24 protein-coding genes are annotated in these 25,946 nt (G+C 62.8%); 21 read left to right on the top strand and 3 right to left on the bottom strand.

The annotated features are described in order from the left end of the window. Positions 1 to 60 precede the first annotated feature (60 nt). The gene (gyrA, locus tag BPHYT_RS14930; protein WP_012433982.1) at positions 61 to 2,697 is read left to right on the top strand and encodes a DNA gyrase subunit A; all 2,637 of its coding nucleotides are present in this window, start codon (positions 61 to 63) and stop codon (positions 2,695 to 2,697) included. A 123-nt stretch (positions 2,698 to 2,820) separates the two neighbouring features. Continuing rightward, complete coding sequence (locus tag BPHYT_RS14925) at positions 2,821 to 3,423, top strand: DUF2059 domain-containing protein (protein ID WP_012433981.1); 603 nt, start codon at positions 2,821 to 2,823, stop codon at positions 3,421 to 3,423. Positions 3,424 to 3,425: 2 nt separating this feature from the next. On the opposite strand, the gene BPHYT_RS38685 is transcribed toward BPHYT_RS14925, so the two are convergent. Continuing rightward, a complete protein-coding gene (locus BPHYT_RS38685) occupies positions 3,426 to 3,758 on the bottom strand; it encodes a hypothetical protein (RefSeq protein ID WP_167315739.1) in 333 nt (110 codons plus the stop codon). On the opposite strand from BPHYT_RS38685, the gene serC reads away from it, so the two are divergent. From serC to cysM, 15 genes are all read left to right on the top strand, one after another. Further along, entirely contained in the window at positions 3,721 to 4,803 is a 1,083-nt protein-coding gene (gene serC, locus BPHYT_RS14915; protein ID WP_012433980.1) for a 3-phosphoserine/phosphohydroxythreonine transaminase, read from the top strand. The two genes, BPHYT_RS38685 and serC, sit on opposite strands and share 38 nt — an antisense overlap. Positions 4,804 to 4,872: 69 nt before the next feature. Next, a complete protein-coding gene (gene pheA / locus BPHYT_RS14910; protein WP_012433979.1) occupies positions 4,873 to 5,955 on the top strand; it encodes a prephenate dehydratase in 1,083 nt (360 codons plus the stop codon). A gap of 78 nt (positions 5,956 to 6,033) precedes the next feature. Further along, positions 6,034 to 7,146, top strand: a complete 1,113-nt coding sequence (gene hisC, locus BPHYT_RS14905; protein ID WP_012433978.1) for a histidinol-phosphate transaminase — start codon at positions 6,034 to 6,036, stop codon at positions 7,144 to 7,146. A 52-nt stretch (positions 7,147 to 7,198) separates the two neighbouring features. Beyond that, positions 7,199 to 8,140, top strand: a complete 942-nt coding sequence (locus BPHYT_RS14900; RefSeq protein ID WP_012433977.1) for a prephenate dehydrogenase — start codon at positions 7,199 to 7,201, stop codon at positions 8,138 to 8,140. A gap of 19 nt (positions 8,141 to 8,159) precedes the next feature. Further along, positions 8,160 to 9,464, top strand: coding sequence for a 3-phosphoshikimate 1-carboxyvinyltransferase (gene aroA / locus BPHYT_RS14895; protein WP_012433976.1), 1,305 nt, complete (start codon positions 8,160 to 8,162; stop codon positions 9,462 to 9,464). Positions 9,465 to 9,499: 35 nt separating this feature from the next. Further along, positions 9,500 to 10,186, top strand: a complete 687-nt coding sequence (gene cmk / locus BPHYT_RS14890; protein ID WP_012433975.1) for a (d)CMP kinase — start codon at positions 9,500 to 9,502, stop codon at positions 10,184 to 10,186. 165 nt (positions 10,187 to 10,351) lie between these two features. Further along, positions 10,352 to 12,085 (top strand): 30S ribosomal protein S1, encoded by a 1,734-nt coding sequence (gene rpsA / locus BPHYT_RS14885; protein WP_012433974.1) that lies wholly within the window; start codon positions 10,352 to 10,354, stop codon positions 12,083 to 12,085. A gap of 21 nt (positions 12,086 to 12,106) precedes the next feature. Next, complete coding sequence (locus tag BPHYT_RS14880) at positions 12,107 to 12,430, top strand: integration host factor subunit beta (protein WP_012433973.1); 324 nt, start codon at positions 12,107 to 12,109, stop codon at positions 12,428 to 12,430. Positions 12,431 to 12,901: 471 nt separating this feature from the next. Continuing rightward, a complete protein-coding gene (locus tag BPHYT_RS14875; protein ID WP_012433972.1) occupies positions 12,902 to 13,195 on the top strand; it encodes a LapA family protein in 294 nt (97 codons plus the stop codon). A gap of 67 nt (positions 13,196 to 13,262) precedes the next feature. Next, positions 13,263 to 14,438: a lipopolysaccharide assembly protein LapB gene (gene lapB / locus BPHYT_RS14870; RefSeq protein ID WP_012433971.1), complete on the top strand. Its 1,176-nt coding sequence runs from the start codon at positions 13,263 to 13,265 to the stop codon at positions 14,436 to 14,438. Between the two features lie 150 nt (positions 14,439 to 14,588). Beyond that, complete coding sequence (locus tag BPHYT_RS14865; RefSeq protein WP_012433970.1) at positions 14,589 to 15,992, top strand: UDP-glucose dehydrogenase family protein; 1,404 nt, start codon at positions 14,589 to 14,591, stop codon at positions 15,990 to 15,992. Beyond that, positions 15,958 to 16,965: a D-glycero-beta-D-manno-heptose-7-phosphate kinase gene (gene rfaE1, locus BPHYT_RS14860; protein WP_049869059.1), complete on the top strand. Its 1,008-nt coding sequence runs from the start codon at positions 15,958 to 15,960 to the stop codon at positions 16,963 to 16,965. The genes BPHYT_RS14865 and rfaE1 overlap by 35 nt, the downstream gene beginning before the upstream one ends. 145 nt (positions 16,966 to 17,110) lie before the next feature. Beyond that, positions 17,111 to 18,103, top strand: a complete 993-nt coding sequence (gene rfaD / locus BPHYT_RS14855) for an ADP-glyceromanno-heptose 6-epimerase (protein ID WP_012433968.1) — start codon at positions 17,111 to 17,113, stop codon at positions 18,101 to 18,103. A gap of 77 nt (positions 18,104 to 18,180) precedes the next feature. Next, a complete protein-coding gene (locus BPHYT_RS14850; RefSeq protein ID WP_012433967.1) occupies positions 18,181 to 18,546 on the top strand; it encodes a ComEA family DNA-binding protein in 366 nt (121 codons plus the stop codon). A gap of 274 nt (positions 18,547 to 18,820) precedes the next feature. Beyond that, a complete protein-coding gene (gene cysM, locus BPHYT_RS14845; RefSeq protein WP_012433966.1) occupies positions 18,821 to 19,723 on the top strand; it encodes a cysteine synthase CysM in 903 nt (300 codons plus the stop codon). Between the two features lie 105 nt (positions 19,724 to 19,828). Here the strand turns inward: cysM and mltB are convergent, their stop codons facing one another. After that, positions 19,829 to 20,977, bottom strand: coding sequence for a lytic murein transglycosylase B (gene mltB, locus BPHYT_RS14840; protein ID WP_041759022.1), 1,149 nt, complete (start codon positions 20,975 to 20,977; stop codon positions 19,829 to 19,831). Positions 20,978 to 21,270: 293 nt separating this feature from the next. Between mltB and BPHYT_RS14835 the strand changes: the two genes are divergently transcribed. Further along, positions 21,271 to 22,194 carry a histone deacetylase family protein gene (locus BPHYT_RS14835; protein ID WP_012433964.1) on the top strand — a complete coding sequence of 308 codons (924 nt, stop codon included), beginning with the start codon at positions 21,271 to 21,273 and terminating at the stop codon, positions 22,192 to 22,194. A gap of 74 nt (positions 22,195 to 22,268) precedes the next feature. Continuing rightward, positions 22,269 to 23,078 carry an enoyl-CoA hydratase gene (locus BPHYT_RS14830; protein ID WP_012433963.1) on the top strand — a complete coding sequence of 270 codons (810 nt, stop codon included), beginning with the start codon at positions 22,269 to 22,271 and terminating at the stop codon, positions 23,076 to 23,078. Between the two features lie 18 nt (positions 23,079 to 23,096). Here the strand turns inward: BPHYT_RS14830 and BPHYT_RS14825 are convergent, their stop codons facing one another. Continuing rightward, the gene (locus BPHYT_RS14825; RefSeq protein WP_012433962.1) at positions 23,097 to 24,008 is read right to left on the bottom strand and encodes an alpha/beta hydrolase; all 912 of its coding nucleotides are present in this window, start codon (positions 24,006 to 24,008) and stop codon (positions 23,097 to 23,099) included. A gap of 240 nt (positions 24,009 to 24,248) precedes the next feature. On the opposite strand from BPHYT_RS14825, the gene BPHYT_RS14820 reads away from it, so the two are divergent. After that, positions 24,249 to 25,283, top strand: a complete 1,035-nt coding sequence (locus tag BPHYT_RS14820) for a methionine ABC transporter ATP-binding protein (protein WP_012433961.1) — start codon at positions 24,249 to 24,251, stop codon at positions 25,281 to 25,283. Further along, positions 25,273 to 25,926: a methionine ABC transporter permease gene (locus BPHYT_RS14815; protein WP_012433960.1), complete on the top strand. Its 654-nt coding sequence runs from the start codon at positions 25,273 to 25,275 to the stop codon at positions 25,924 to 25,926. The genes BPHYT_RS14820 and BPHYT_RS14815 overlap by 11 nt, the downstream gene beginning before the upstream one ends. Positions 25,927 to 25,946: the final 20 nt, after the last annotated feature.

The following is a 25,946-nucleotide window of genomic DNA, read 5'->3' as shown; positions in this document are numbered from 1 at the left end:
ACGCGAAGGCGCGGCGAATTGAAGTTAAGCCGTCGTCTTGGCACGTAAAAGATACGGATAATGGATCAATTCGCCAAAGAGACTCTGCCAATCTCCCTAGAGGAGGAAATGCGCCGTTCGTATCTCGATTACGCGATGAGCGTGATCGTGGGGCGTGCGCTTCCCGATGTTCGCGATGGCCTGAAGCCGGTGCACCGGCGCGTGCTGTACGCGATGCACGAACTGAATAACGACTGGAACCGGGCGTACAAGAAGTCGGCGCGTATTGTCGGCGACGTCATCGGTAAATATCACCCGCACGGCGATACGGCTGTTTACGACACCATCGTCCGGATGGCGCAAGACTTCTCGTTGCGCTACATGCTGGTTGACGGTCAGGGCAATTTCGGCTCGGTCGACGGCGACAACGCCGCGGCGATGCGGTACACCGAAATCCGCATGGCGAAGATCGGCCACGAACTGCTTGCCGACATCGACAAGGAAACGGTCGATTTCACGCCGAACTACGACGGCAGCGAAAACGAACCGGCCATTCTGCCGGCGCGCATCCCCAATCTGCTGATCAATGGCTCGTCCGGCATCGCGGTCGGCATGGCGACCAACATCCCGCCGCACAACCTCAACGAGGTTGTCGACGCCTGCCAGCATCTGCTCAAGAACCCGGAAGCCACGATCGACGAACTGATCGAGATCATTCCGGCGCCCGACTTCCCGACCGCCGGCATCATCTACGGCGTGGCCGGCGTGCGCGACGGCTATCGCACGGGCCGTGGCCGCGTGGTGATGCGCGCGCTCACGCACTTCGAGGAAATCGACCGCGGTCAGCGCATGTCGATCATCGTCGACGAACTGCCGTACCAGGTGAACAAGCGCTCACTTCTGGAGCGCATCGCCGAGCTGGTCAACGAGAAGAAGCTCGAAGGCATTTCCGACATCCGCGACGAGTCCGACAAGAGCGGCATGCGCGTCGTGATCGAGCTCAAGCGCGGCGAAGTGCCGGAAGTCGTTCTGAACAATCTGTACAAGGCGACCCAGCTTCAGGACACCTTCGGCATGAACATGGTCGCGCTGGTCGACGGCCAGCCGAAGCTGCTGAACCTGAAGGAAATGCTGTCGTGCTTCCTGTCGCATCGCCGGGAAGTGCTGACGCGGCGCACTGTATACGAACTGCGCAAGGCGCGCGAACGCGGCCACGTGCTTGAAGGTCTGGCGGTCGCGCTCGCCAATATCGACGAGTTCATCGCGATCATCAAGGCCGCGCCGACTCCGCCGATCGCCAAGCAGGAATTGATGGCGCGTCCGTGGGATTCGTCGCTGGTGCGCGAAATGTTGTCGCGTGCCGAGACGGAAAACGCGACGGCGGGCGGTCGCGATGCCTACCGTCCTGACGGACTCAATCCGTCGTTCGGTATGCAGTCCGACGGCCTCTACCGTCTGTCCGACACCCAGGCTCAGGAAATTCTGCAGATGCGTCTGCAGCGCCTGACTGGCCTGGAGCAGGACAAGATCATCGGCGAGTACCGCGAAGTGATGGCGCAAATCGCCGACCTGCTGGACATTCTGGCTCGTCCGGAACGCATCACGGCGATCATCGTCGACGAACTGACGTCGATCAAAGCCGAATTCGGCGACGCGCGTCGCTCGAAGATCGAGCTGAACGCCACCGAACTGAACACCGAAGACCTGATCACGCCGCAAGAGATGGTCGTGACCATGTCGCACGCGGGCTACGTGAAGTCGCAGCCGCTGTCCGAATACAGCGCGCAGAAGCGCGGTGGCCGCGGCAAGCAGGCCACGGCAATGAAGGAAGACGACTGGATCGACACGCTGTTTATCGCGAACACGCACGATCACATTCTGTGCTTCTCGAATCGCGGTCGCGTCTACAGCGTGAAGGTGTACGAAGTGCCGCAAGGTTCGCGGAACTCGCGCGGCCGTCCGATCATCAATATCTTCCCGCTTCAGGAAGGCGAGAAGATCACGGTCGTCCTGCCGGTCAAGGAATTTTCGGCTGACAAATTCGTCTTCATGGGCACCGCGTTAGGAACCGTAAAAAAGACGCCGCTGGAAGCCTTTGGTCGCGTGCTGCGCAAGGGTATTATTGCGGTCGGTCTGGATGACGGCGATTACCTGATCGGCGCCGCCATTACTGACGGCCAGCACGACGTGATGCTGTTCTCGGATTCGGGCAAGGCGGTTCGCTTCGACGAGAACGACGTGCGTCCGATGGGCCGGGAAGCTCGCGGCGTGCGCGGCATGCAGCTCGAAGACGGTCAGAACGTGATCGCGCTGCTGGTGGCCGGCGACGAGCAGCAGTCGGTGCTGACCGCAACGGAAAACGGTTTCGGCAAGCGCACGCCGATCACCGAGTACACCCGTCATGGTCGCGGCACGAAGGGCATGATCGCAATCCAGACGTCGGAGCGTAACGGCAAGGTCGTGGCCGCCACGCTAGTGGATCAGGAAGCGCAGATCATGCTGATCACCAATACCGGCGTGCTGATCCGTACGCGTGTCTCGGAAATTCGAGAAATGGGACGTGCAACCCAAGGTGTTACACTCATCAGCCTTGACGAAGGGACCAAGCTTTCAGGTCTGCAACAGGTTGCTGAGGCCGAGGCAGAAAGTGATGCGGAAGGCGACGCCGAAGGTCCCGCAGAAGGCGACAACGGTGGCGAAGAAGGCGGTGCGGCCTGATTCGCGTCAGCGTCTCACAGTCTCAGTGATTAGTTGAAAGCTGCGCCGGGAATAATGGCGTGTCGGGCTGATACGTATCCCGCGCGGCTTGCTGCTCAAGTTCATTTCTATTAGGGAGTAATGATGCAAAAACGATTCAAACAACTGGTGTTGCTGGCTGCCCTCGTGCCGACCTTTGCCATGGCTCAAGCACTTCAGAGCTCGGCTCCGGCGGCTCCGGCTGCTGCCGCGGCACCGGTTGATCCGGCCAAGCAGGCTGCAATCAAGGACCTGTTGGACGCAATCGACGCGCAGAAGCTCGTGGGCGCGATCGGCAACAGCGCCCAGATGCAAGCCAAGCAGCTGGTGCCGGCCATCCTGTCGGACGCGCTGAGCGAAAACAAGACGATGACGGACAAGCAGAAGCAGGCTTCCGTGCCGACGCTGCAAAAGAACGCAGTGCCGAAGCTGGTTGACGGCGCAGGCCAGGTGTTCGCTACGGATTCGTTCCGTCAGGACGCCATGCAAGCTCAGTACGACGCGTACGCGAAGTACTACAGCACGTCGGAAATCAAGGATCTGACCACGTTCTACAAGAGCCCGACCGGCCGCAAGTTCATCCAGGTGCAAGACCAGGTTGGCCGCGATGTCGTGAACGGCTTGATGCAAAAGTACATGCCGCAATCGATCAAGGCAACGCGTGACCAGGCCGACAAGGAAGTCGCTTCGGTCAAGCCGGCCAAGTAAAGCTACGGTCGAAAGGCTGCGCTGACATCGCGCCAGCTGCTGCCCCGCAAGCGCGCCTCATAGGCTGAATGGCGCGCCGGGTTTGGCGGCTTGGCGATGACAATGCGATAATGGCCGTTTGCGCACGCGCGCAGACGGCCATTATCTTTTTCCGGCGCGAAATGGTCCGAATCCGCGTCAGAAAATCGCGCGGGCAAAACTGCGTTGTTAGTGTTACCGCGGTTGCTCGCACGGCTGCCAGCTTCGCCGATCTTTGCGCGTTCTTCCTTTTTTTGCGCCTGCTTCCAGGATCTCACGATGCGCGTCTTTAATTTCTCCGCCGGCCCTGCGGCCATGCCCGAAGAAGTGCTGCGTCAAGCCGCCGACGAAATGCTCGATTGGCAAGGCAGCGGCATGAGCGTGATGGAAATGAGCCATCGCGGGAAAGAGTTCATGTCGATCCACGAGGAAGCGCTCGTCGATCTGCGCGACCTGCTCGAGGTGCCGGCGAGCCATCGCATTCTGTTCCTGCAAGGCGGCGGTCTCGGCGAGAACGCAATCGTGCCGATGAATCTGATGGGCGCGAAGCCGCGCGCGGATTTCGTCGTAACGGGTTCCTGGTCGCAGAAGTCGTTCAAGGAAGCGCAGAAGTACGGCACCGTGCATCTGGCGGCGAGCGGTCAGACGGCTGAGGGTTTCACGCGCGCCCCCGCGCGCTCCGAATGGCAACTGTCGGACGACCCGGCTTACGTGCATCTGTGCACGAACGAGACGATCCACGGCGTCGAGACATTCGAGATTCCCGATCTCGGCGATATTCCGCTCGTGGCCGACGCCTCGTCGCACATCCTGTCGCGTCCCATGGACATCGCCAAATATGGCGTACTGTTCGGCGGCGCGCAGAAGAACATCGGCATGGCCGGCGTGACGGTGGTGATCGTGCGCGAAGACATGCTGGATCGCGCGCAGTCGATCTGCCCGTCGGCGTTCGAATGGAAGACCGTCGCCGAGAACAATTCGATGTACAACACGCCGCCCACTTATGCGATCTACATCGCCGGGCTGGTGTTCAAGTGGTTGAAGAAGCAGGGCGGCCTTGCCGCGATGGAAGCGCGTAACGTCGAAAAGTCGAAACTGCTGTACGACGCTGTCGACACGAGCAGCTTCTATCTGAACAAGGTCGAGCGTGGCTCGCGCTCGCGGATGAACGTCCCGTTTTTCCTCGCCGACGAGTCGCGCAACGAAGATTTCCTGGCCGGCGCGAAAGCGCGGGGAATGGTGCAGCTAAAGGGCCACAAGTCCGTCGGCGGCATGCGGGCGTCGATTTATAACGCCGTCCCGCTCGAGGGCGTCAAAGCGCTTGTCGAATACATGAAGGAATTCGAACAGCGCAGCGCCTGAGCATTACGGCGCGCGCATCCTTTCCAACACGCATTTGTGCAGCAGCTACCGGCAGGGCCGTTTTCACGCATGGACGACGAACTCAATACCCGACTCAAACCCCTTCGCGAACGCATCGACGCGCTCGACGCGCAATTGATCGCGCTTCTCAATCAGCGTGCCGCGGTGGCGCTCGAAGTGGGCGAGGTCAAGAAGCATTTCAACGCGCCGGTGTTCCGGCCCGAGCGTGAACAGCAAGTGATCGCGCGTTTGCAGGACATGAGCGAGGGGCCACTCGCGAGCGAGCATATCAGCGCGATCTGGCGCGAGATCATGGCCGCGAGCCGCGCGCTCGAGAAAACCATCAAGGCCGCGTATCTCGGGCCCGTCGGTACGTATAGCGAACAGGCGATGCACGAATACTTCGGTCAGTCGATCGAAGGCCTGCCGTGTCCGTCGATCGACGAAGTGTTCCGTTCGGTCGAAGCCGGCGCCGCGGAATTCGGCGTCGTGCCGGTCGAGAATTCAACGGAAGGCGCGGTGTCGCGCACGCTTGACCTGCTGCTGCAAACGCAACTTACGATCGGCGGCGAACTGGCTTTGCCGATTCATCACAATCTGTTGACGCTGAACGGCGGGCTCACCGGCGTGACGCGCGTGTGCGCGCATGCGCAGGCGCTTGCACAGTGCCAGCGCTGGCTGTCGACCAACGCGCCGCATCTTGAGCGTCAGGCGGTGTCGAGCAACGCCGAAGCGGCACGCATGGCAGCGGAAGATCCGACTGTGGCGGCGATCGCCGGCGATCGCGCCGCGACCCATTACGGCCTGCAAGTGGCGTACGCACTGATCCAGGACGATCCGCACAACCGCACGCGCTTCGTGATGATCGGCAAGCAGCCGGCCGGCCCGAGCGGATATGACCAGACGTCGCTGATCGTGTCGGTCGTGAACGAACCGGGCGCGATGGTCAAGCTGCTGGAGCCGCTGGCGCGTCACAGCGTGTCCATGACACGTTTCGAATCGCGTCCGGCGCGCGTCGGCACGTGGGAGTACTACTTCTACATCGACGTCGAAGGCCATCGCGACGATCCGGCGGTCGCCGCCGCGCTCACCGAACTCGGCGAGAAGGCCGCGTTCCTGAAGATTCTGGGCTCGTATCCGCGCGCCCGGTAACGAAATTCAGGCGGCGGCGCGTGGCATCTTGCGGTGGCCGCCGCGCATTCAATTACTCATAGTCGTTCGGAGATTCTCATGACAGCGTCTTTCGGTCCTTCCTACGTGCGCGCGATTGCGCCTTACATCGCAGGCAAACCGATTTCGGAAGTGGCCCGCGAGTTCGGTCTGGACGAAGCGACCATCGTGAAACTCGCGTCGAACGAAAATCCGCTCGGCATGCCGGAGTCGGCGCAGCGCGCCATGGCGCAGGCCGCGAGTGAACTAGGCCGCTACCCGGACGCGAACGCATTCGAGTTGAAGGCGGCGCTGAGCGAGCGCTACGGTGTGCCGGCCGACTGGGTCACACTCGGCAACGGCAGCAACGACATCCTCGAAATCGCTGCGCACGCGTTTGTCGAAAAGGGCCAGTCAATCGTTTATGCACAGTACTCGTTCGCGGTTTATGCGCTGGCTACGCAAGGTCTGGGTGCGCGCGCGATTGTCGTGCCGGCCGTTAAATATGGTCACGACCTCGACGCGATGCTCGCCGCCGTTAGCGACGACACGCGCCTGATTTTCGTCGCGAATCCGAACAACCCGACCGGCACGTTCATCGAAGGCCCGAAGCTCGAGGCGTTTCTCGACAAGGTGCCGCGCCACGTGGTCGTCGTGCTGGACGAGGCGTACACGGAATATCTGCCGCAAGAGAAGCGCTACGACTCGATCGCGTGGGTGCGTCGCTATCCGAATCTGCTGGTGTCGCGCACGTTTTCGAAGGCCTTCGGTCTTGCCGGTTTGCGCGTGGGTTTCGCGATCGCGCAACCTGAACTGACCGATTTGCTGAATCGTGTGCGTCAGCCGTTCAACGTGAACACGCTCGCGCAAGCCGCGGCAATCGCCGCGCTGAACGACAAGGCGTTCCTGGAAAAGAGCGCCGCGCTGAACGCGCAGGGCTATCGCCGACTGACCGAAGCGTTCGACAAGCTCGGCCTGGAGTATGTGCCGTCGGACGGCAACTTCGTGCTGGTGCGTGTCGGCAACGACGACGCGGCCGGCAACCGCGTCAACCTCGAATTGCTGAAGCAAGGCGTGATCGTGCGTCCGGTCGGCAACTACGGTTTGCCGCAGTGGCTGCGCATCACCATCGGCCTGCCGGAAGAAAACGAAGCATTTATCGCGGCGCTTGAAAGGACGCTCGCCGCCGCGTAAGCGGTAACCCTTGACCCGCGCGCCTCGTCGGCATGAAAGGCGCGCTTTATCTGTGACCGACGTGGCCGCGTTTTCATTTAACAAGCTGGTAATTTTCGGTGTCGGCCTGATCGGCGGATCGCTTGCGCGCGCGTTGCGCGAACGTGGCGAGGCCGATGGTGCGCGCAAGGTGATCGGGGTGGGACGTTCATCCGCATCGACTGAGCGCGCGCTGGAACTTGGTGTGATCGACGGTTCGGCGTCGCTGAACGACGATGCCGCACTCAGTGAAGCGCTTAAGGGCGCCGACTTCGTCCTGCTGGCCGCGCCGGTCGCGCAGACGCAGCCGCTGCTCGAACGCATCGCGCCGTTTCTCGACGCCGCGACGATCGTCACCGACGCCGGCAGCACCAAATCGGACGTGGTCGCCGCCGCTCGGGCGGCGCTCGGCGCGCGCATCGGCCAGTTCGTGCCGGGGCATCCGATTGCCGGCCGCGAGGCCAGCGGCGTGGAAGCGGCGTTGCCCGATCTGTATGTCGGCCGCAACGTGGTGTTGTGCCCGCTGCCTGAGAATGCGCCGGCAGACGTGGAACGCGTCGCGGCGATGTGGCGCGCTACCGGCGCGCTCGTGCGCGACATGGCGCCCGAGCAGCACGACCGCGTGCTCGCGTCGGTCAGCCATTTGCCGCACGTGCTCTCGTTCGCGCTGGTCGAGCAGATTCTCAATTCGCCCGACGCCGCGCTGAAATTCTCGTTCGCCGCGGGCGGTTTCCGCGACTTCACGCGGATCGCCGCGTCGAGCCCGGAAATGTGGCGCGACGTGTGCGTCGCCAATCGCGTCGCGCTGCTGGACGAACTCGACGCCTACACGGCGGTGCTGGCGCGCCTGCGCGCCGCCATCGAAGCCGCCGACGGCGCGGCCCTCGAAGCCGTGTTCGCGCGTTCTCGCGTGGCGCGGACCGAATGGCAGGAGCAGCGCGCGGCCGGCGTCGCGAATAGCGACGCGTCGAAATAACCGGAAACTGGACTCAATCATGGAATTCCTCGATCTCGGACCGTTTTCCCGCGCGTCCGGCACGATTCGCCTGCCTGGCTCGAAGAGCATTTCGAACCGGGTGCTGCTGCTCGCCGCCCTCGCCGAAGGCGAAACGACGATCACAAATCTGCTCGACTCCGACGACACCCGCGTGATGCTCGACGCGCTCGAGAAGCTCGGCGTGCGTCTGAAGCGCGACGGCGACACCTGCGTCGTGACCGGCACGCGCGGCGCATTCACGGCGCGCACGGCCGATCTGTTTCTCGGCAACGCCGGCACGGCGGTGCGTCCGTTGACGGCGGCGCTGGCGGTCAACGGCGGCGACTACCGCATTCACGGCGTGCCGCGCATGCACGAGCGGCCGATCGGCGACCTGGTCGACGGCTTGCGCCAGCTCGGCGCCAGGATCGACTACGAAGAGAATGAAGGCTATCCGCCGCTGCGCATCCGTCCGGGGCAAATCAACGCCGACGCGCCGATTACCGTGCGCGGCGACGTGTCGAGCCAGTTCCTGACCTCGCTGCTCATGACGCTGCCGCTTTTGCGCACCGAAAGCGGCGTAAGCACCGTGCAGGTGGACGGCGAGCTCATCTCGAAGCCGTATATCGAGATCACCATCAAGCTGATGGAGCGCTTCGGCATCAAGGTCGAGCGCCATGGCTGGCATCAATTCGTCGTGCCGGCGGGGCAGCGGTATCAGTCGCCGGGCACGATCATGGTGGAGGGCGACGCGTCGTCCGCGTCGTATTTCCTCGCGGCCGGCGCGCTCGGCGGCGGGCCGCTGAGGGTGGAAGGCGTCGGCCGGGCGAGTATCCAGGGCGACGTCGGCTTTGCCGATGCGCTCATCAAGATGGGCGCGAACTTGCAGATGGGCGACGACTGGATCGAAGTGCGCGGCGTCGGCCACGACAGCGGCAAGCTCGAGCCGATCGACATGGACTGCAACCTGATTCCCGATGCCGCGATGACGATCGCCGTCGCGGCGCTGTTCGCGGACGGCGCCACCACGCTGCGCAATATCGCCAGCTGGCGCGTGAAGGAAACCGACCGGCTCGCCGCGATGGCGACCGAGCTTCGCAAAGTCGGCGCCAAGGTGCAGGAAGGCGAGGATTACCTCGTGATCGAACCGCCTGAAAAACTGACTCCGAACGCCGCTATCGACACCTATGACGATCACCGTATGGCCATGTGCTTTTCGCTGGTGAGCCTCGGCGGCGTGCCGGTGCGGATCAACGACCCTAAGTGCGTCGGCAAGACGTTTCCCGATTATTTCGAGCGCTTCACCGCGCTCGCTCAACCCTGATTCGACCCCGAATCGACTGACGTGCGACTTTTTCGATGAAACCGACCCGTCCCTTTCACCAGACGCCCGTCATTACGATCGACGGCCCGAGTGCCTCCGGCAAAGGCACCGTGGCCGCGCTGGTGGCCGCGAGCCTCGGCTTCCACTTGCTGGATAGCGGCGCGCTGTACCGTCTCGCCGCGCTCGCCAGCTTGCGCTACGGCATTTCGGGCGACGATGTCGACGCCCTTGTAAAACTGATCGACGATCTACACATCACCTTTCGCGAGGGACTGGCGCAACTCGACGGCGTCGACGTATCGGCCGAGATTCGCGCCGAGGAGGTGGGCGGCCGTGCCTCGGCGATTGCCGTGCACGCGCCGGTGCGTGCCGCGCTGGTGGCGCGTCAGCGGGCTTTCCGCAAGGAGCCGGGACTGGTCGCCGACGGCCGCGACATGGGCACGGTGATCTTCCAGGATGCCGTGCTGAAGGTGTTCATGACCGCAAGCGTCGAGGCCCGCGCGGCGCGCCGGCATAAGCAATTGATCCAAAAAGGATTTTCTGCTAATATAGATGACTTGCTCCGGGATTTGCGTGAGCGCGATGAGCGTGACAGTCAGCGTGTAGCCGCGCCACTCAAGCCCGCAGCGGATGCCAAGCTGCTTGATACCTCCGCATTGTCGGTCGACCAGGCGGTCGAGCAAGTGGTGCAGTGGTATGAAGCTTTAGTCCCACATGCCTGATGAAAGTACGCGTTGTGCTTCAGGTGTGGGTGCAGTAGAAGTCCGTTGTCAGTAGGTGCTTCGCGATCGTCGTGGAGCGTTGTGTTTAACCCTTTAACCCCGCGTGGCATTCGCTTTCTTGGCCGTTGTTGCTGACCATCCGGCCAGCCTGGCACCGCGAGAACCATGCAAATTTTGATTTTTATGTCCGACCTGCAAACCTCTACCCCGAATACCGAATCTTTTGCGGCTCTGTTCGAAGAGTCGCTGACCAAGCAAGACATGCGCGCCGGCGAAGTGATCTCCGCCGAAGTCGTGCGTGTTGACCACAACTTCGTGGTCGTCAACGCTGGTCTCAAGTCCGAAGCCTACATCCCGCTCGAAGAGTTCCTGAACGACGCGGGCGAGGTAGAAGTGCAGGCGGGCGACTTCGTTTCCGTCGCGATCGACGCGCTGGAAAACGGCTATGGCGACACGATCCTGTCGCGCGACAAGGCGAAGCGTCTCGCTTCGTGGCTGTCGCTGGAAAAGGCTCTCGACAACAACGAACTCGTGACGGGCACGATCACGGGCAAGGTCAAGGGCGGCATGACCGTCATGGTCAACGGCATCCGCGCGTTCCTGCCGGGTTCGCTGGTTGATACGCGTCCGGTCAAGGACACGACCCCGTACGAAGGCAAGACGCTGGAATTCCGTGTCATCAAGCTCGACCGCAAGCGTAACAACGTCGTGCTGTCGCGCCGTGCCGTGATCGAAGCGACCCAAGGCGAAGAGCGCGCAAAGCTGCTCGAAACGCTGAAGGAAGGCGCGATCGTGGAAGGCGTGGTGAAGAACATCACGGATTACGGCGCGTTCGTGGACCTCGGCGGTATCGACGGCCTGCTGCACATCACCGACATCGCATGGCGTCGTGTGCGTCACCCGAGCGAAGTGCTGTCGGTTGGCCAGGAAGTCACCGCGAAGATCCTCAAGTTCGATCAAGAGAAGAACCGCGTTTCGCTGGGCATCAAGCAACTGGGCGACGATCCGTGGGAAGGCATTTCGCGCCGTTACCCGTCGGGCACGCGCCTGTTCGGTAAGGTCACCAACATCACCGACTACGGCGCATTCGTCGAAGTCGAATCGGGCATCGAAGGCCTGGTTCACGTGTCGGAAATGGACTGGACGAACAAGAACGTTGCACCGTCGAAGGTTGTGCAACTGGGCGACGAAGTCGAAGTCATGGTTCTGGAAATCGACGAAGACCGCCGCCGTATCAGCCTCGGCATGAAGCAATGCAAGCCGAACCCGTGGGACGACTTCAGCCGCAACTTCAAGAAGGGCGACAAGCTGCAAGGCGCAATCAAGTCGATCACCGACTTCGGCGTCTTCATCGGTCTGCCGGGCGGCATCGACGGTCTGGTTCACCTTTCGGACCTGTCGTGGTCGGAAACGGGCGAAGAAGCCGTTCGCAAGTACAAGAAGGGCGACGAAGTGGAAGCGATCGTTCTCGGCATCGACGTCGAGAAGGAACGCATTTCGCTGGGCATCAAGCAGCTCGAAGGCGACCCGTTCAGCAACTTCGTTGCAATGAACGACAAGGGTTCGATCGTCGACGGCGTGGTCAAGACGGTGGACGCGAAGGGTGCTGTGGTTCAGCTGTCGGCGGAAGTCGAAGGCTACCTGCGCGCTTCGGAAATCGCACAAGATCGCGTGGAAGATGCTCGCAACGTGCTGAAGGACGGCGACAAGGTCAACGCGATGATCATCAACATCGATCGCAAGTCGCGTGGCATCAACCTGTCGATCAAGGCCAAGGATTCGGCTGAGCAACAGGAAGCGATCCGCGGCCTGGCTTCGTCGGACTCGAGCTCGGCTGCCACCGGCACGACGAACCTCGGCGCGCTGTTGAAGGCCAAGCTCGACGGCCAGAACCAGTAAGCCTGAGAGGTCTGCTGCAGTATGACCAAATCGGAATTGGTCGCCCAGCTGGCTGCGCGATTTCCGCAACTTGTCCTTAAAGATGCGGATTTCGCGGTGAAGACGATGCTTGATGCGATGTCGGAGGCACTTGCCAACGGCCATCGCATTGAAATTCGCGGCTTCGGCAGCTTCGGCCTTAACCGCCGTCCCTCCCGCGTGGGGCGCAATCCCAAGTCGGGCGAGAAGGTGCTGGTACCTGAGAAATACGTACCGCACTTCAAGCCTGGCAAGGAATTGCGCGAACGGGTAGATCGTCGCGCGGGTGAGCCGTTGAAGGCCGAAGAGCCGGATGACGACCTGTAAATGCTTCGCTGTGCTGTTTGCAGCGTGGCATTGGTAGTGTCAGCGGCCAAAGCCAGTCGGCAAAAGACCAGAAAAAGCGCCTTCGGGCGCTTTTTTTTCGCCTATATGTTTGGCGTTTGCGCCGCGGCGTTTTGCCCCGAATTCGACGCGTGGCCAGCGGGCGTGACCTGCGAGCACGCTCACGCAGGCAAGAACGGCCGCAGTACGCCGCCACGGCGATCCGCAGCAGAATCAACGCTGTCCGCCAGCACAACCCACAAACAAAGCCGCCGAACGCTAACCCATCGCCGCACCGCCCACACCCTCCCGCCCAAAACAAGCCAACCTCGCATAACCCCCCGAATCCCCCACTTCCTGCCCAGCCGCGAGGGCTTCAATTACAATACGGGTCACTTCGGCGCGGGCAACACCGTGGCGCGACGCGTCATCAAGCCGGCGTCACCCCCGCAACTGCCGTCAAGAGACCTATTCATGAAATTTATCGTCTGGCTGATCCGTGTGCTGGTGTTCGTGCTGCTGCTGGTGCTGGCGCTCGCCAATACACAACCTGCTACGCTGAATTTCCTCGCGGGCTACGCATGGTCGGCGCCGTTGATCCTGATCGGCCTCGCGTTCTTCGTGGTGGGGTTGCTGGCCGGGCTGGTGTCGTCGATGCCGGCCATGCTGCGCTTGCGCATGGAAAATGGCCGGCTCAAGCGCGAGTTGCGGGTGGCGCGCGAAACCCCGGTCGTGGTCGAACAACCGCCCATGCCGCCGTTAATCTGAATGCCTTCCGCCGCGCGCTTGAGCGCGGCTTTCCGTTTTCGCTTTCCCGCATATTTGCATTAATCGCATGGATCTAGACTTCTGGTGGCTGCTCGTCATACCCGTCGCGTTCGCGTTCGGCTGGATGGCCGCGCGCTACGACCTCAAGACGCTGCTGTCCGAAAGCGCCAACCTGCCGCGTTCGTATTTTCGCGGCCTGAACTTCCTGCTTAACGAGCAACCCGACCAGGCAATCGACGCGTTCATCGAAGTGGTCAAGCTCGATCCGGAAACGGTCGAGTTGCACTTCGCGCTGGGCAATCTGTTCCGTCGCCGCGGCGAAACGGACCGCGCGATTCGCGTGCATCAGAACCTGTTGAGCCGTGCCGATCTGCCGGTCAGCGAGCGCGATCACGCACTCTACGAGCTGGGGCAAGACTTCCTGAAGGCGGGTCTGCTCGATCGCGCGGAAGAAACGTTCCGCTCGCTCGAAACCGGCGACTACGCGTTGGGCGCGCAGCGCGCGCTGCTCACCATCTACGAGATCGAGAAGGACTGGGTCAAGTCGATCGATACGGCCCGCCATCTGGAAACGATGGGCGCCGAGTCGCTGGACAAGGAAATCGCGCAGTTCCACTGCGAACTCGCCCAGGAAGCGCTACAACAGAAGAAGCCGGACGAAGCCCGCCGCCAGCTCGGCTTCGCGCTGAAGGCGAACCCGACCAACGTACGCGCCACGATCCTGTTCGGCGACGTCGACGCGGCCGGCGGCGCGCAGGAAGCGGCCATCGCCCAATGGCGCCGGGTGGAGGAGCAGAATCCGGCCTATCTGCCGCTGGTCGCGGAAAAGTTGATGAAGGCCTACGAGGCGCTCGGACGCCCGCAAGATGGCGCTGATCTGCTCACCACGTGGGTGGACCGCTATCCGACCAACGACCTGCTCGATGTTGCCTATCAGCACGTCGCCTCGTTGCGCGGACCTGACGCCGCCCACGCGCTGGCGCGTTCGCAAATGCAGAAGTCGCCGAATCTGGCGGGCATGACGCGGCTGCTCGAAGCGCAGGAAGCCGTCGCGGAAGAACCGCGGCGCAGCGAACTCGAACTGATGCGCACGCTGATCCGCCAGCGCACCAAAAATCTGCCACGGTATACGTGCCAGAATTGCGGTTTCAGGGCGCGGCTTTTCTACTGGCAGTGCCCGGGTTGCAGCGGTTGGGAAACCTATGCGCCGCGCCGCATCGAGCCAATTACCGCATCGAACTGATGCTCGGGCGGCCAAACCGGCTCCGGCCGTGCGGCTTGGCCGTCACCGGGCGCAGCAGGGCAAGTGCCCACGTGCGCACGCCTATCGCAAGATGTTCATGACCGGCTTCACCGCCGGGAATCCTCACCGGAACCCTCTACCGGAAAGCGTATGAAAATCACCATTATCGGCACGGGCTATGTGGGTCTCGTCACTGGCGCGTGTCTCGCCGAGATCGGTCACGACGTTTTCTGTCTCGACGTCGACCCGCGCAAGATCGAAATCCTCAACAACGGCGGCGTGCCCATTCACGAGCCGGGCCTGCAGGAAATGATCGCGCGCACGCGCGCAGCGCGCCGCATCACGTTTTCCACGGATGTCGAAGCCAGCGTTGCGCATGGCGACGTGCAGTTCATCGCCGTCGGCACGCCGCCGGACGAAGACGGCTCGGCCGATCTGCAATACGTGCTGGAAGCGGCCCGCAACATCGGCCGCACGATGAACGGCTTCAAGGTGATCGTCGACAAGTCAACGGTGCCGGTCGGCACCGCGCAGCGCGTACGCACGGTAGTCGAGGAAGAATTGGCTAAACGCGGGCTCGCCGCCAGCGCGCAGCATCGCTTCTCGGTGGTGTCCAACCCCGAGTTCCTGAAGGAAGGCGCGGCAGTCGACGACTTCATGCGCCCCGACCGCATCGTGATCGGCATCGACGAAGATGAACCCGGCATGCGCGCGCGCGAATTGATGAAGCGTCTGTACGCGCCGTTCAATCGCAATCACGAACGCACGCTGTACATGGACGTGCGCTCGGCCGAATTCACGAAATATGCCGCCAATGCCATGCTTGCCACGCGCATCTCGTTCATGAACGAGATGTCGAATCTGGCGGACCGCGTCGGCGCGGATATCGAAGCGGTGCGCCGAGGGATCGGCTCGGATCCGCGGATCGGCTATCACTTCCTGTACGCCGGTTGCGGCTACGGCGGCTCGTGCTTCCCGAAAGACGTGCAGGCGCTGATCCGCACGGCCAGCGAGAGCGGCCACAATCTGCGCATCCTCGAAGCGGTCGAGGAAGTGAATCACAAGCAGAAAGACGTGCTGGTGCACAAGATCACCGACAAGCTTGGCGATGATCTGAGCGGCCGCACGTTCGCCGTATGGGGCCTCGCGTTCAAGCCGAATACCGATGACATGCGCGAGGCGCCGAGCCGTCGTCTGATCGCGGAACTGCTGGCGCGCGGCGCCCAGGTGCGCGCGTACGATCCGGTCGCGGTGACCGAAGCGCGCCGCGTGTTCGCCATGGACCTGCACGACGCACCGGACCAGTTCGCGCGTCTGACCTTCACGACCACGCAGGACGAAACGCTCACGGGTGCCGACGCCCTCGTGATCGTGACCGAATGGAAAGAATTCAAGAGCCCGGATTTCGTTCATCTGAAATCGGTGCTGAAGTCGCCGCTGATTTTCGACGGCCGCAACCTGTATGAACCGGACGCGATGACCGAGCTCGGCATCGACTACCACTCGATTGGACGCCCTTATGCCCAACCCTCTGAACTTCCGGCCGTTGCCTGAGACCGCGCCCGGCGCCGCGCCGACCACGCCCGCGCCACAACTCACGGTAGTGCCGCGGGAACAGCTTGCCGCCGCGCGCGTGCTGGTGGTGGGCGACGTGATGCTCGATCGCTACTGGTTTGGGGACGTGAACCGCATTTCGCCGGAAGCGCCCGTGCCGGTCGTGCACGTGCAGCGTCAGGAAGATCGTCTCGGCGGCGCGGCGAACGTTGCGCGCAACGCGGTCGCGCTCGGCGCGCAGGCCGGCTTGCTGTGCGTGGTCGGCCATGACGAACCGGGCGAGCGCATCGTGCAACTGCTCGACGAAAGCGGCGTGAAGCCGCATCTCGAACGCGATCCGGCGCTGCTCACCACGATCAAGTTGCGTGTGCTGTCGCGGCAGCAACAGTTGTTGCGCGTCGACTTCGAAAACTCGCCGGCGCACGAAGTGCTGCTCGCGGGCCTCGCGCGGTTCGACGAGCTGCTGCCGTCGCACGACGTGATTCTCATGTCCGACTACGCGAAGGGCGGCCTGACCCACGTTACGCAGATGATCGCGAAAGCGCACGCAGCGGGCAAGCCGGTGCTGGTCGATCCGAAGGGCGACGACTGGGAACGCTATCGCGGCGCGACGCTGATCACGCCGAACCGCGCCGAGTTGCGGGAAGTGGTCGGCCAGTGGAAATCCGAAGAAGATCTGATCGCGCGCGTGACGAAGCTGCGCACCGATCTGCAGTTCAAGGCGCTGCTGCTGACGCGTTCGGAAGAGGGCATGACGCTCTTCTCGGACGACGGCATCCTGCACGCGTCGGCGGTTGCGCGCGAAGTGTATGATGTCTCGGGTGCGGGCGACACCGTGATCGCCACGCTCGCCGCCATGCTCGGCGCGGGTCTCACGCTGGTCGAGGCGGTCGGGCTCGCGAATCGCGCGGCCGGCATCGTGGTCGGCAAACTCGGCACCGCCACTGTCGACTACGACGAACTTTTTCACTGACGCGGCCCGCCGGGTCCCTCGCTGTGCTTCCATGAACGGCGTGCAAAAGGGATCCGCGCGGCGTCGACTGAACCTGTCGATCGGAGCGGGCGCCACGCGCTGACTCCGATCCAATGCCAAGCTCACTACCGCAGGATCATCAATCATGACCCTCATCGTCACCGGCGCGGCCGGTTTTATCGGCAGCAATCTCGTGAAGGCGCTCAACGAGCGCGGTGAACAACGCATCATCGCCGTGGACAATCTCACGCGCGCGGACAAGTTCAAGAACCTCGTGGACTGCGAGATCGACGACTACCTCGACAAGACCGAGTTCGTCGAGCGCTTCAGGCGCGGCGACTTCGGCAAGGTACGCGCGATTTTCCACGAAGGCGCCTGTTCGGACACGATGGAAACCGACGGCCGCTACATGATGGACAACAACTTCCGCTACAGCCGCGACGTGCTCGACGTCTGCCTCGCGCAGAACATCCAGTTCCTTTACGCGTCCTCGGCGGCGACGTACGGCGGGTCGAGCCGCTTCGTCGAAGAGCGCGAAGTCGAGCAGCCGCTGAACGTGTACGGCTACTCGAAGTTCCTGTTCGATCAGGTGATCCGCCGCGTGCTGCCTACGGCGAAGAGCCAGATTGCAGGCTTTCGTTACTTCAACGTCTACGGGCCGCGCGAAACGCATAAGGCGCGCATGGCGTCGGTGGCGTTTCACAACTTCAACCAGTTCCGCGCCGAGGGCAAAGTCAAGCTGTTCGGCGAATACAACGGCTACGCCGCGGGCGAGCAGACGCGCGATTTCGTCTCGGTGGAAGACGTGGTCAAGGTCAACCTCTTCTTCTTCGACAATCCGGACAAATCGGGCATTTTCAATCTGGGCAGCGGCCGCGCGCAACCGTTCAACGACATCGCCAGCACGGTGGTCAACACGCTGCGCTCGCTGAACAACGAACCGGCGCTCTCGCTCGCGGATCAGGTGCAGCGCGGGCTGATCGAATACATTCCGTTCCCCGACGCGTTGCGCGGCAAGTACCAGTGCTTCACGCAGGCGGATCAGTCGAAGCTGCGCGCGGCCGGCTACGACGCGCCGTTCCTGAGCGTGCAGGAAGGTGTCGACCGTTACGTGCGTTGGCTATTCGGCCAGGTGTAAATAATTCGGATCCCTCTTTAAACTGGAATCTCCCGGTTGGTGATGGTCGCCAACCGGTTGTACGAGGGAGATTCCATATGTTTCGAAAAATTCTGGTTACCGCGGCCATGCTCGCCGCTTTTGGCCACGCTTATGCGGCGGTCGACGTCAACACGGCTAATGAGGACGCGCTGCGCGGCATCAAGGGCATCGGTCCTGCCAAAGCGAAAGCCATTCTCGAAGAGCGTTCAGCGCATGGTCCGTTCAAGGACCCGGCCGACCTCGGCAAGCGCGTCAAGGGCATGGGCGGGCATACCGTCGAGCGCCTGCAAGCGGAGGGTCTCGCTGTCGGTCCGGCTGGCGCGGCTGCTAACCCGCAGGCTGCGGCGTCTGCACAGACCAAAGGCGCGGCCGTTCCGGCCGCCACGCCAAAAAACGGTGCCACGGTGGCAGTGAAGAAATAGCCTGACACGGACCGGGCGCGCGCGGCCTTATGAGCCGCGCGCGGGTCGGTCCGCATCGTTTTCCCTTCATGGTCGGAGTTGGCAATAACGCTCCTTCAGCTGTCATGCAAATGACTGGCTCCCGCGGTACTCAGCCGCGGGCTTTTTGCGTTGCAGGCGCCCGCACACGGGCGCCTGCATCCATGCGGGCAGAAGGGCCGCACGGCAGCCGCGGGCACGGTGGTTTAGAATCGATGGATCGAAGACTCCGCGCATCGACAGCACCAGAACCGATATGGCTTATAAAACGATTGAAGACACGATCGGCAACACGCCGCTCGTACAACTCGTCCGGCTTCCCGACGACGAGATCCGCAGCCGCAATAACGTGATTCTTGCCAAGCTCGAGGGCAACAACCCGGCGGGCTCGGTGAAGGATCGCCCGGCGTTGTCGATGATCAAGAAAGCGGAAGCGCGCGGACGCATCAAGCCGGGCGACACGCTGATCGAATCGACCAGCGGCAACACGGGCATCGCGCTCGCCATGGCGGCCGCGATCCGTGGCTACAAGATGGTGTTGATCATGCCGGAAGACCTGTCGGTGGAACGCCGTCAGAGCATGGCCGCGTATGGCGCGCAGATCGTGCTCACGCCGGTCACGGGCGGCATGGAGTACGCACGCGATCTGGCCGAGCAGATGCAGCGCGAAGGCAAGGGCATCATCCTCGACCAGTTTGCCAACCCGGACAATCCGGCCGCCCACGTCGAAGGCACGGGCCCGGAAATCTGGCGCGACACGGAAGGGCGCATCACCCACTTCGTGTCGTCGATGGGTACGACCGGCACGATCATGGGCGTGTCCAGTTATCTGAAAGAACAGAATCAGGCTATCGAGATCATCGGTGCGCAACCTGAAGAAGGTTCACGCATTCCGGGCATCCGCAAATGGCCGGAAGCTTATCTGCCGAAGATTTTCGACCGCAGCCGCGTGGACCGCGTGGAGAACGTGAGTCAGGCGGCCGCGGAAGCGATGGCGCGCCGCATGGCGTCGGTGGAAGGGATTTTTGCGGGCATCTCGTCGGGCGGCGCGTGCGAAGTGGCGCTGCGCATCGCACGGCAGGTCGAGAATGCGACGATCGTGTTCATCGTCTGCGATCGCGGCGACCGCTATCTGTCGACGGGTGTGTTTCCCGCTTGAGCGCGTAGCTTAAAGTCTCGCTCTCCAATGAAAAGCGCCGGTTCAAGACCGGCGCTTTTTTCATCTCGTCGACTTGTGAGGCGCACCCGGTGCCCGCACGGCAGCCTATTGCGAGGCCGCAACCGGCGGCGCCGCGTTGTTGACGGCGTTGGTTGTGTCGCCGGCTTCCATTTGCGCCTTGACCCGCTGACCTAACTGATACACCGCCAGCGCATAAAAGAAACTGCGGTTGTAGCGCGTCAGCACATAGAAATTCTTCAAGCCCAGCATGAACTCGGTGCCGCGTCCCGGCGAGGGCAGGTCCACTACCGTCACCGGCGTGCCGGCCTCCGACGCCACATCCACACCCGGTTCGTTCAGCAGCAAGCCGGCGCGCAGCAATTGATCGAGCGGCCAGTGCGGCTCCGGCTGGCCGTCGGCGGCGGCTTGCGCGACACCCAGGCTGCCGGCGTCCGAGCCGATCTTCCACACCACCGGCCGGCCGTTTTCCCAGCCGTTCTGACGCAGATAATTCGCCACGCTGCCGATCGCATCCGCCTGGCTCGTGCGCAAGTCGATCCGCTTGTTGCCATCGTAGCTCACCGCGTATTGCACGATGCTGCTCGGCAGGAACTGCGGAATGCCGATCGCGCCGGTGTACGACCCGAGCACCGTGGTCGGATCGATCTGCGAATCGCGCGTCCACACCAGGTAGTCTTCAAGGTTTTTGCGGAAGGTCGCCTGGCGATCCGCGCGATTGGCGGTGCTCGGATAATCGAAGCTGAGCGTGGTCAGCGCATCGAGCACGCGGAAGTTGCCCATGAAGCGCCCATAGATCGTCTCGACGCCGATGATGCCGACGATCACTTCCGGCGGCACGCCGAACTCTTCATAGGCGCGTTGCAGCGTGGCCTGGTTCGCGCGCCAGAAGCGCACGCCGGCATTGATGCGCACCTGGTCGAGAAAGCGCGACTGATACACGCGCCAGTTCTTCACCGACGGCGACGGCGATGGTGTCACGAGCTTGACCGCGGTGGCCGAATAACTCACGCCGGCAAAGAGCGAGTGCAGCGTGGATTCGTCGAAGTCGTAGCGCGCGACCATGTCGTTGATGAACGCGTTGACGTCGGCATTGTTCGCGTAGCGCTGCGGGATGATCTCTTCTTCAAACGTTTGCCCTTGCGGCACCGCGGGTTGCGGCTGGCTTTGCGCGAGCAGCACCGGCGGCTTTTTGGCGGCGCTTTGCGCGCTCGCCGGACTGGTTGCCATGAACATGCACGATGCGACGGACAGTGCGGCGGCCATGGTTCTGGTGCGTAGCCGGTTTCGTGCAGACAGAGCAAGCTTGACGGTCATAGTGAGCTAAAGGCGCGTGGCGCAGGAGACAAGTGAAAGACGGGGAAAACCGATCGGGGCAGTATACCCGACGCCTTCCGCAAAACTGTGCCTGACGCGTCACAGCCGCGTCGTGTGGTAACTTGATGAATGTTGGCGCGCCGAGGGCGCGCACCCCTGGATGGAGACATGCCGCGCGCGCCTCGAAGGCGCGACGCCGCAGAAAGAGAATCATGGCAACAGGCTTCTATTCCCACGCCGACTGTCTGCTGCACGATATGGGGCAATGGCATCCAGAATGCCCCGCGCGTCTGCAGGCAATCGAAGATCAGTTGATCGCGAGCCGCATCGACTCCTTGATCGAGCGCGAGTCGCCGCCGCTCGCCGACGATGCCGCGCTGCTGCGCGTGCATACGCAAGCTCACGTCGACTATATCCGCAGCCGCTCGCCCGTCGAAGGCGTCGCCGAAATCGATCCCGATACGACGATGTGCCCGCGCACGTTGCAAGCCGCGTTGCGTGCGGCCGGCGCTGCGGTCGCCGCGACCGATGCGGTGATCGAAGGCCGTTACGACAACGCCTTCTGCAGCGTGCGGCCGCCCGGCCACCACGCGGAGCCGGCGCGCGCCATGGGCTTCTGCTTCTTCAATAATGTCGCGATCGCCGCGCGTCATGCGCTCGAAGTGCATGGACTCGCGCGCGTCGCCATCATCGATTTCGACGTGCATCACGGCAACGGCACCGAAGCGGCTTTCTCGGGCGACTCGCGCGTGCTGATGTGCAGCATCTTCCAGCATCCGTTTTACCCGTTCACCGGCGCCGACAATCAGGCGCCCAACATGTGCAACGTGCCGATGCCGGCGCGCTCGAAAGGCATGGCGGTGCGCGAAGCGGTGGACATGCTGTGGTTGCCGCGCCTGCATGAGTTCAAGCCGGAGATGCTGTTCATCTCGGCGGGCTTCGACGCGCATCGCGAGGACGACCTTGGCAATATGGGCCTTGTCGAAGACGATTACGCCTGGATCACCGATCAGATGCGCGAGATCGCCAAGCGTTATGCGCACGGACGGATCGTCAGCTGTCTCGAAGGCGGCTACAACCTGTCCGCGCTCGGGCGTAGCGTAGTCGCGCATGTGCGCTCGCTGGCTGGGATCTGAGCCACCGAGTCGCTAAGTCGCCGAGTCGCCGAGTCGCGCGGCGCCATCCACTCAAAACGCATTAGGACCGAGCCATGAATGCCGATGCGAGCAACGCTTCACTGGTCGAGATCGAACACGGCGCGTACGGCGTGCCGGGCGTCGTGCGTGTGACGATGAACCGGCCCGATGCCTTCAACGCGCTCTCAGAAGCTTTGCTCGACGAGCTACACACCGCATTAAGCGAAATCGGGCGGTCGAATGCTCGCGTAGTCGTGATCGCTGGCGCGGGCCGAGCATTCTGCGCGGGGCACGATCTGAAGGAAATGCGCGCGGCGCCGTCGCTCGCTTACTACCAGGCGCTGTTCGCCCGCTGCACGAAACTCATGATGACGATCCAGCGTTTGCCGCAACCGGTGATCGCGCGGGTGCAAGGCATTGCCACGGCGGCCGGCTGTCAGCTCGTCGCGATGTGCGATCTGGCGGTCGCCGCCGACACGGCGCGGTTTGCAGTGTCGGGCGTGAACCTTGGGCTCTTCTGCGCGACGCCTTCCGTGCCGCTGTCGCGCAACCTGTCGCGCAAGGCGGCGCTTGAAATGCTGCTCACCGGCGATTTCATCGATGCCGCCGCAGCGAAGCAGCAAGGTCTGGTCAACCGCGTTGTCTCAGCGGACGCGCTCGACGCGGAAATCACGCGGCTCGCCACCAGTATCTGCGCGAAACCCGTCGAAGCTGTGAGCGCCGGCAAAGGCCTCTTCTATCGTCAGTTGGAGATGGGTATCGAGGCGGCTTACCAACTCGCCGGTCAGACCATGGCCTGCAACATGATGGATGAGTCAGCGCTCGAAGGTGTGCAGGCTTTCATCGACAAACGACCGCCTGACTGGAAACGCGACGCGGGCTAGCCGCGCGTGACTCAGGCTCTATCGGATCACCAGCCGTCTTTCAATCCAGTCGATCAACGCCCCGATCACGCGATCGCGGTCGAGGTCGTTCATCGTCTCGTGATAGCTGCCTTCGTGCAACGTCAGCGTTTTGTCCGGCGAGCCCGCGTGCTGGCCGAATTCGCGGCTGCCTTCGGGTTCGGTGAGCTTGTCGGCGGTGCCGTGATAAACCAGTAGCGGGACACGCAAACCCGCGCGGCCGCGTTCGATGCGCGCCATTGCCAGCAGCAGTTCCGCGCCGGTGCGCGCGGGAATCGCGCCGTGATGCACAAGCGGATCGTTGCGATTGGCGTTCACCACGGGCTGAAGGCGCGAGAGCAAGGCGGCGTCGATTTTCATCGCCGGGAAGCTTGGGTAGAGACGGCTGATCACCTGGCTCAGCTTGAGCATCCAGCGCGGCACGTCGCGGCCGGGTGCGAGCGCCGGGCTCGACAGGATCAGGCCGTTCAGACGCCGGCCGCTCGCGTCGAGGCGCTCGATCGCGTACAGCGCGGCAACGGCGCCGCCCATGCTGTGGCCCATCAGGAAGAGCGGGGCGCAACTTTGCGCGGCGGCGTCGAGCAAGGCTTGCGCGTCGAGCAGATAGTCGTCGAAGCGTTTCACGTAGGACCGCTTGCCGGGTGCGTAGCCGTGGCCGCGCAGATCGATCGCCACCAGTTCGATGCCGGCCGCGTTCAGCCGCGCAGCCAATGCCGCGTAGCGGCCGGCGTGCTCGGCGAGGCCGTGCAGCAGTGCGACGGTGGCCCGCATTGGCGGGGTCGCCGGCCAGCGGTATAGCGGTAGGTCGACGCCGTCGGCGGTCGTCACCGAGCCGCGCTGCGGTTCGCCGGCGGTGTTGCCGCCGCTGTTGCCCGCGACGGACCGTACGTTGCTGCTTTGAAATGTGTCCATGCCTGCGCGCCTCTCCCGTTTTTGTTCCGCCGATCATAGTCGCAGCGACCGTGCGCGCGCGAGTGCCCCACACGGAGCGAGCCTCTAATGCTTTCAGGTTATGAAAAGATCGTAATTGATTATTAAAGGGAATGACGACGCTGCGGTAGAATTGCGGGCTCAAATCCCAATAAAAGCAACGGCGGCCGCTTGCCGGGAGCACACAACGCTCGCCGACAGACTCCGCCGTTTCGTTTTTCCATGATCGAAATACGCAATATCTCCCAGCGGTTCGCCGGGCCCCGGGGCTGGGTCGAGGCGCTGCACAACGTCAATCTGTCGATTCCGGCGGGCGAGGTGTTCGGCATCATCGGCCGCAGCGGAGCGGGCAAGAGTACGCTCGTGCGCACCCTCAACCTGCTGACGCGCCCGAGCGAAGGCAATATCGTCGTCAACGGCCGCGATCTGACGACGCTGCCCGCCGCGCAATTGCGCGAAGCGCGCCGCGAGATCGGCATGATCTTCCAGCACTTCAATTTGCTGTCCTCGCGCACGGTGTACGAGAATGTCGCGCTGCCGCTCGAACTCGCCGGCATGAAGCGCGACGAAATCGAAGCGAACGTGCTGCCGCTGCTCGAACTGGTCGGTCTTTCAGCGCAGAAAGATCGGTATCCGGCGCAGATCAGCGGCGGACAGAAGCAGCGCGTCGGCATCGCGCGCGCTCTGGCCAGCAAGCCGAAAGTGCTGCTCTCCGACGAAGCGACTTCCGCGCTCGATCCCGAAACCACGCGCGCGATTCTCGACTTGCTCAAGCGCATCAATCGCGAACTGAACCTGACCATCGTGCTGATCACGCACCAGATGGACGTGATCAAGCAGGTCTGCGATCGCGTCGCCGTGCTGGACGCGGGCCGTGTGGTCGAAGAAGGCAAGGTCATCGACGTGTTCCTGCAACCGCATCACGAAGTCACGCGCGCTTTGATCGGCGACGTGATCGCGCAGGAATTGCCGCCAGCCATGAAGGCGCGCGTCGCCGAGCGGCTGAAGACCGGCAGCGGCCACTTGCTGCGTCTCGCCTTCACCGGCTCAGGCGTCGATCAACCGATTCTTTCCGAAACGATTCGCCGCTACGAACTCGACTTCAACATCCTGCACGGCCAGATCGACGAGATCCAGGGGCAGGCGTTCGGCTCGCTCGCGGTGCTCGCGGGCGGCGAACCGGCGAAGGTGGCGCAGGCGCTGACGTATCTGCGTGAACAGGGTGTGGTGGTGGAGGAGCTCTCGTATGTTGAGTGAAATGTTCGATATGTTCGTCCAGTCGTTCTGGGAAACGCTCGTCATGGTGGGCATTTCCGGACTGGTCGGCGCTTTGGTCGGCTTGCCGCTCGGCGTGGTGCTGTATCTCACGGATCGCCAGGGCGTGCTGCAGAACATCGCCGTCAATCGCGCGATGGGCGTGATTGTCAATGCCGTGCGTTCGACGCCGTTCATCATTCTGCTCGTCGCCGTGATTCCGTTCACACGTCTGGTGGTCGGTTCCTCGATCGGCACGGCGGCTGCCGTCGTGCCGTTGACTATCGCTGCCGCGCCGTTCATCGCGCGTCTGGTCGAGACGGCGCTGCGCGAAGTGGATCGCGGTCTGATCGAAGCGGCCCAGGCGATGGGCGCGACCACCAGCCAGATTGTCTTCAAGGTGTTATTGCCGGAGTCGCTGCCGGGCGTGGTCGCCGGCTTGACGATCACCTTCGTCTCGCTGGTCGGCTATTCGGCGATGGCCGGCGCGATCGGTGGCGGCGGGCTCGGCGATCTCGGCATTCGCTATGGGTATCAGCGGTTCCTGCCGGAAGTGATGTTGACGGTCGTGGTGATTCTGATCGTCTTCGTACAGTTGGTGCAGTCGTTCGGGGATTGGCTCGTGCGTCGTTTGAGCCATAAGTAAAACAACAAAGTCGATAGGTT

Source organism: Paraburkholderia phytofirmans PsJN (genome assembly GCF_000020125.1).
GTDB lineage: Bacteria > Pseudomonadota > Gammaproteobacteria > Burkholderiales > Burkholderiaceae > Paraburkholderia > Paraburkholderia phytofirmans.
This window is presented reverse-complemented; position numbering and strand designations above follow the sequence as displayed.